This is a genomic window from Methanorbis furvi (assembly GCF_032714615.1).
Taxonomy (GTDB): domain Archaea; phylum Halobacteriota; class Methanomicrobia; order Methanomicrobiales; family Methanocorpusculaceae; genus Methanocorpusculum; species Methanocorpusculum furvi.
Genome location: NZ_JAWDKA010000026.1, coordinates 1 through 530 on the forward strand (window position 1 = coordinate 1; position 530 = coordinate 530).

The 530-nt window shown below is 54.9% G+C and carries 1 protein-coding gene; it reads left to right on the plus strand.

Going from position 1 to position 530, the window contains the following annotated elements:
* On the plus strand, window positions 1–530 hold a 530-nt coding region (locus McpAg1_RS09595; protein WP_338095088.1), incomplete at both ends, for a Coenzyme F420 hydrogenase/dehydrogenase, beta subunit C-terminal domain.

Below are 530 nucleotides of genomic sequence, written 5' to 3' on the forward strand. Positions count from 1 at the left end.
CTGCACTGCGGTACGCTCTTGATGCCGAAACTGATCAAGAAGTATCTGAACGGTGCAAAAGACATTAAGGTCGCAGTTACCTGTAAGGGCTGCGATGCAAAGGCACTGCTCGAGCTTGCGAAACGCCAGCAGATCAATCTGGATAATGTTATCTCGATCGGTCTGAACTGCGGTGGATCGGTTTCTCCGCAGCCGGCACGCAAAATGATTGCCGAGAAGTACGGGGTTGACCCGAACTCTGTCGTGAAAGAGGAGATCGACAAGGGTAAGTTCATCATTATGACCGCGGACGGTCAGCACAAGGGTATCGCAATTGACGAGCTCGAGGAGGAGGGCTACGGCCGCCGCAAGAACTGTCAGCGCTGCGAGACGAAGGTCCCGCGCCAGTGCGATCTTGCATGTGGTAACTGGGGTGTTGTCGGCGATAAGGCTGGCAAAGCAACGTTTGTTGAGGTCTGTTCCGAGAAGGGTGCAATGCTCTTTGATGCAGCGGTGAAGGCAGGAGCGATCAGCTCATCTGCACCGGACGC